4 protein-coding genes are annotated in these 5,697 nt (G+C 65.8%); 2 read left to right on the top strand and 2 right to left on the bottom strand.

Annotation, left to right across the window (positions count from 1 at the left end; all coding sequences use genetic code 11):
• Positions 1-81: 81 nt before the first annotated feature.
• Together I5M_RS24795 and I5M_RS24790 are read left to right on the top strand one after the other, a co-directional pair.
• On the top strand, positions 82-588 hold the full coding sequence (locus I5M_RS24795) for a GNAT family N-acetyltransferase (protein WP_022723860.1): 507 nt from the start codon (positions 82-84) through the stop codon (positions 586-588).
• Positions 589-769: 181 nt separating this feature from the next.
• Positions 770-2,056: an NAD(P)/FAD-dependent oxidoreductase gene (locus I5M_RS24790; protein WP_022723859.1), complete on the top strand. Its 1,287-nt coding sequence runs from the start codon at positions 770-772 to the stop codon at positions 2,054-2,056.
• 60 nt (positions 2,057-2,116) lie between these two features.
• Here the strand turns inward: I5M_RS24790 and soxR are convergent, their stop codons facing one another.
• Both soxR and I5M_RS30595 read right to left on the bottom strand, forming a co-directional pair.
• Positions 2,117-2,572: a redox-sensitive transcriptional activator SoxR gene (soxR, locus tag I5M_RS24785; protein ID WP_022723858.1), complete on the bottom strand. Its 456-nt coding sequence runs from the start codon at positions 2,570-2,572 to the stop codon at positions 2,117-2,119.
• 142 nt (positions 2,573-2,714) lie between these two features.
• Positions 2,715-5,697, bottom strand: a 2,983-nt coding sequence (locus I5M_RS30595) for an efflux RND transporter permease subunit (RefSeq protein ID WP_022723857.1), incomplete at its 5' end; no start/stop codon positions are given.

Below are 5,697 nucleotides of genomic sequence, written 5' to 3'. Positions count from 1 at the left end.
ATCGCAATATCAGCCATCATCGGCGATTGCCTTCGTGCCGGCGCGCTCTATGCTTCGCGCCATCGCTGCCGGAGACTCGCCATGAACGACACGCACGCACCGCACGGCGAGATCAGGCCGCTGCTGCCCGCCGATGCCGATCGCTATTCCGAACATCTGATGCGGCTCGATCCGGCGGCGCGGCGGATGCGTTTCTTCGACGACGTGTCGGATTTCCACGTGCTGTTCCATGCCGGCGCAGCGCTGGCCGACGGGCGTGTGGTGATCGGCTATGTCGAGGACGGCGCGGTGCGCGGCGTCTGCGAATTGCTCGAGACCGACGCAGCGCAGCACGCCGCCGAAGCCGCGTTCAGCGTTGAAACCGCCTGGCGGCTCAAGGGCATCGGCGGCTTGCTGATGGCCGCGATGATCGCCGCCGCGCGCGCCAAGGGTGTGCGCCGCATCGAAATGTCGTGCCTGAAGTCCAACCTGCCGATGCAGGCCCTGGCGGCGCGCTTCACCTCCGACGTTCGCCAGATCGGCGATACCACGCTGGCGGTGTTGGACAAATTGACGGAACCCGGCGCCGCGTCACCGACCGCCGCCTGAGTTCGACCAAATAGTAGTTGCGCCGGCCAGCGCTTTCCGATTAATTCATTTATTCGAATGTTCGCAGATATAAGGCGAGCCCCTCGGGGCCGGCATAACCAGCGGCGAACTGCGGCCGAACGACAGGAAACATCGCCGAGGGGCCGAGCTGCCGCCGGCGAATTATCGAGGAGAGTGCGCGATGGCCCATATCGTAATTCTCGGCGCCGGCCTCGGCGGCGTGGTGATGGCCTACGAGATGAAGGATCTCAGCGGCCGCGACGACGAGATCACCGTCATCACCAAGGATCCGATCTATCACTTCGTACCGTCCAACCCATGGGTGGCGGTGAAATGGCGAACCCGCGACTCGATCGAGGTCGATCTGGCGCCGGTGTTCGAAAAGCGCGGCATCAACTACAGGCCGGTGCCCGCCACCAAGGTCGATCCGGACAACAACCGGCTCGAACTCGCCGACGGCAGCGTCGTCGATTACGACTTCCTGGTGATCGCCACCGGCCCCGAACTGGCGTTCGACGAGATCGAAGGCCTCGGCCCGCACGGCCACACTGCGTCGATCTGCCATGTCGAGCACGCACTCGAAGCCTCCGAGGCGTTCGAGCAGTTCTGCAAGAAGCCGGGGCCGATCATCACCGGCGCCGTGCAGGGCGCCTCCTGCTTCGGCCCGGCCTACGAGTTCACCTTCATCCTCGACACCGAGCTGCGCCGCCGCAAGATCCGCGACCAGGTGCCGATGACCTTCATCACGCCGGAGCCGTATATCGGCCATCTCGGCCTCGACGGCGTCGGCGATACCAAGGGTCTGCTCGAAGCCGAGATGCGCCAGCATCACATCAAGTTCATGACCAATACGCGCGTCGCCAAGGTCGAGCCCGGCAAGATCATCGCCGAGGAGATCGCCGAGGACGGCTCGGTGAAGAAGACCACCGAGTTGCCGTTCGGCTTCTCGATGCTGATCCCCGGTTTCCGCGGCATCGCACCGCTGCGCGGCATCGACGGGCTCGTCAATCCGCGCGGCTTCGTGCTGATCGACAAGCACCAGCGCAATCCGAAATACACCAACGTGTTCGCGGTCGGCGTCTGCGTCGCGATTCCGCCGACCGGGCCGACGCCGGTGCCGTGCGGCGTGCCGAAGACGGGCTTCATGATCGAGTCGATGGTGACGGCGACCGCTCACAACATCCGGCAGCTGCTGGACGGTGGGCAGCCGACCCATCAGGCGACCTGGAACGCGGTCTGCCTGGCCGATTTCGGCGACTCGGGCGTCGCCTTCGTTGCGCAGCCGCAATTGCCGCCGCGCAACGTCAACTGGTCGGCCTCGGGCGTGTGGGTGCACAACGCCAAGATCGCGTTCGAGAAGTACTTCCTGCGCAAGATGAGCCGCGGCGAGAGCGAGCCGTTCTACGAGAAGGCGATGCTCGACATTCTCGGCATCGGCAAGCTGAAGAAGACCGTCGAGAACGCCTGAGCTACCGGCGCGCTGCAACGCTTGCGACGCGCTGCACGCATTGCGGCACCGCACCGGCCCTCACGGCTTCGCGCCCAGCCGCCGCGGGCCGGCACCGTGGCGGCCGAGTTCGTCGCCCGGATTGCGCAGCGGGCAGTCCTCGAGCGACAGGCAGCCGCAACCGATGCAGGTGGTGATCTGGTCACGCAATTGCGTCAGGCCGACAATGCGCGCTTGCAACATGGCTTTCCAAGCCCTGGCGAAGCGCGCCCAATCGGCTTTGGACGGGACGCGATCATGAGGCAGATCGACAAGCGCATCGTGAATGGTCGCGAGCGGAATGCCGGCGAGCAGCGCGACCCGAATGATGGCGACACGGCGAAGCACAGAGCGATGATAGCGCCGCTGGTTGCCCTCGGTGCGCCAGCTCTGAATCAGGCCCTTGGCCTCATAGAAGTGCAGGGTCGAGACCGCCACGCCGCTCCGCTTCGCGGCCTCGCCGACAGTCAGTGCGATCTTGGGGGTGGTGTCGGTCATTTCGGAAACTCTGCGAATACGGTAGAGTACCGCGCCTCTCTGCAACCTGCATCTCCAACGCATACAGAATGCCTGCCGGCGGTACGACCCCGCGCGGTGACGCATGGCTCCGAACGCACGCGTGCTGCGAACGCACAAGGGACTACGCGGATACGGTATTGGACTCGACCGGCGCCGGGTGCTGACCGCCTGCCGCGCCCGCATGCCGGTCGGTGGCAATCAGCGTGTAGAAGGTCGGCAGCACGAACAGCGTGAACAGCGTGCCGACCAGCATGCCCATCACCACAACGATGCCGATGGCGAAGCGGCTGGCGGCGCCGGCCCCCTCGGCGAACAGCAGCGGCACCAAGCCCGCCACCATCGCGGCCGTGGTCATCAGCACCGGCCGCATCCGCACTTTCGCAGACTGCAGAATGGCGTCTCGACGGCCAAGCCCCTGCTCGCGCTGAATCTGGTTGGCGAACGCCACCATCAGGATGCCGTGCTTGGAGATCAGCCCGATCAGGGTGACGAGCCCGATCTGGGTGTAGATGTTGAGGGTGGTGTAGCCGAGATACAGCGGCAACAGCGCGCCGCAGATCGCCAGCGGCACCGTCACCAAGATCACCAGCGGATCGCGGAAGCTCTCGTACTGCGCGGCCAGCACAAGGAAGATCACGATCAGCGCCAAGCCGAAGATGATTGTGAGGCGGTTGCCCTCCTGAACGTATTGCCGGCTGTCGCCGAGCCAGTCGACGGTGACGCCGGGCGAGCGCGGCTGCGCTTCCATGAACGCCACCGCCTGCCCCATCGTCGCCTCAGGCTGCAGCACAGCCGACAGCGTCGCTGCGTTCATCTGGTTGAACTGCGGCAGCCGGTTGGCGCTCGGCTTCACCGCCACCGAGGCGACGGTCGAAAGAGGAATCATCTCGCCGGAGCGGGTGCGGACCTGATAAAGCCCGATCGTCTCCGGCGTCAGCCTATCGCTGCGACGAACCTGCGGGATGACGTCGTAGGAGCGGCCGTAGTAATTGAAGCGGTTGACGTAGTTCTCGCCGACCAGCACCGCGAGCGTGTCGGCGATCGCCTGCATGGTGACGCCGACTTCGCCGGCCTTGGCGCTGTCGATGCGGATCTGCGCGGTCGGGCTGTCGAAGGCGAGATCGCTGTCGACGAACACGAACAAGCCGCTGCGCCACGCCGCCGCCTTCAGCGCCTCCATGTCGCGGTAGATGGCGTCGAAACCGGCGGCCGAACGCAGCACCATCTGGAACGGCAGACCGCCGGTCGAGGCCGGCAGCGCCGCCGATTGGAATGGCGTGACGGACGCCTCGTGGACACCACCGACGGCGCGGTACAGCGCCGCCTGGATGTCGGTGGCCGAGCGCTGGCGTTCGCTCCAGTCCTTGAGAATGATGCCGCCGAATGCATTGTTGAGACCGTCGGTGCCGACGACGAAGAAATTGGCGGAGTATTCGGGCATCGACCGGAAGATCTGCTGGACCTGTCCGGCGGCCGCTGCGGTGTAGTCGAGATTGGCGTATTGCGGCGCCCGCACCGCGGTGAAGACGTAGCCCTGGTCTTCCTGCGGCGCGAGTTCGCGCTTGGCGCCTAAGAACAGCGCCGCAATCGCCAGCAGCATGGAGCCGGCAATCAGCAGCACCACGGGCCGCATCCCCAGCGTCGCGGCCAGCAGCCGCCCATAGCCGGCGGCAAGCCTCGTAAAGCGATGTTCGATCGCCTTGGCAAAGCGACTTTCCAACTGCTTGCCGCCGAGCAGCCGCGAACTCATCATCGGCGACAGCGTCAGCGCGATCAGTCCCGAGACCACCACCGAGCTCGCCAGCGTGAAGGCGAACTCGCGGAACAGGCTTCCGGTGAGGCCGCCCATCAGGCCGATCGGCGCATAGACGGCGGCCAGCGTGATCGTCATGGCGATCACCGGACCGACGATCTCGCGGGCGCCGACCAGCGCCGCCTCGACCGGCGACAGCCCGTCCTCGATGTGGCGATGGATGTTTTCGACCACGACGATGGCGTCGTCGACGACGAGCCCGATCGCCAGCACCATCGCCAGCAGCGTCAGCAAATTGAGCGAGAAGCCGAACGCCAGCATCAGCGCCGCCGTCCCGACCAGCGACAGCGGGATGGTCACCACCGGAATGATCACGGCGCGCAGCGAGCCGAGAAACAGGAAGATCACCACCACGACGATGAGGCCGGCTTCGATCAGCGTATGCAGCACCTCGTCGATTGCGGCGTTGACGAAATGGGCGACGTCGAACTGGTTCTCGACGGTGAGGCCAGGCGGCGCCACGCCTTGCATCGCCGGGATCAGCGCCTTGGTGGCGGCGACGATCTCCAGCGGATTGCCGTCGGGGGTCGGGGCGATCTTGAGGTAGACGGCGCGGCGCGCGCTCGCCCAGCCGAGGGTGTCGCGGTTCTGGCTGCCGATCTCGACGTCGGCGACATCGCGCAGCCGCACCAGGCCGTCGGCGCCGGTCTTGATCACCATGTCGCGGAAGTCGTCGGCCGTGGTGACGTCGGTCGCGGCGGTGATGTTGGTGACGGTGCTGCCGCTCTCGAGCCGGCCGGGCGCGGCCTGAACGTTGTTGGCGCGTAGCGCAGCGGCAAGGTCGCCCGCCGTCAGGTTGCGTGCAGCAAGTTTGACCGGATCTAGCCACACCCGCATCGACAGCGCCTGCGCGGCGGCGAGGTCGGCGGAGGCGACTCCCTTGACCGAAGTGATCAGCGGCTGTCCGACTCTCGTGACGAAATCGGTGATCTGCGGAATCGTCAGCGTGTCGCTGATGAAGGCGACGTACTGCACCGCCGAGGCGCCGTCGGTGATCTTCGTCACCACCGGATCGTAAGCGCCGGCCGGCAGCCGGTACTTGACCTGCTGGACCTTGGCCAGCACGTCGGTCATCGCCCGGTCCGAGTTGGCGTTGAGCACGAGCTTGGCCTTGACCTGGCTCTGCCCCATGGTCGAGCTCGAGGTCAGATATTCGATGCCGTCGGCGGAGGCGATCGCCTGCGCGATGGGCGTGGTGACAAACCCCTGCATCACCTCCTGGGTCGCGCCTGGAAACATCGTGTCGACCGTGATGGTCGCCCTTTCGAGTTGGGATATTGCCGCACCGGCA

The organism is Rhodopseudomonas sp. B29 (assembly GCF_000333455.1).
Taxonomy (GTDB): Bacteria; Pseudomonadota; Alphaproteobacteria; order Rhizobiales; family Xanthobacteraceae; genus Rhodopseudomonas.
The sequence above is the reverse complement of the archived record's forward strand: the minus strand, read 5'-3'. Positions and strand labels throughout refer to the sequence as shown.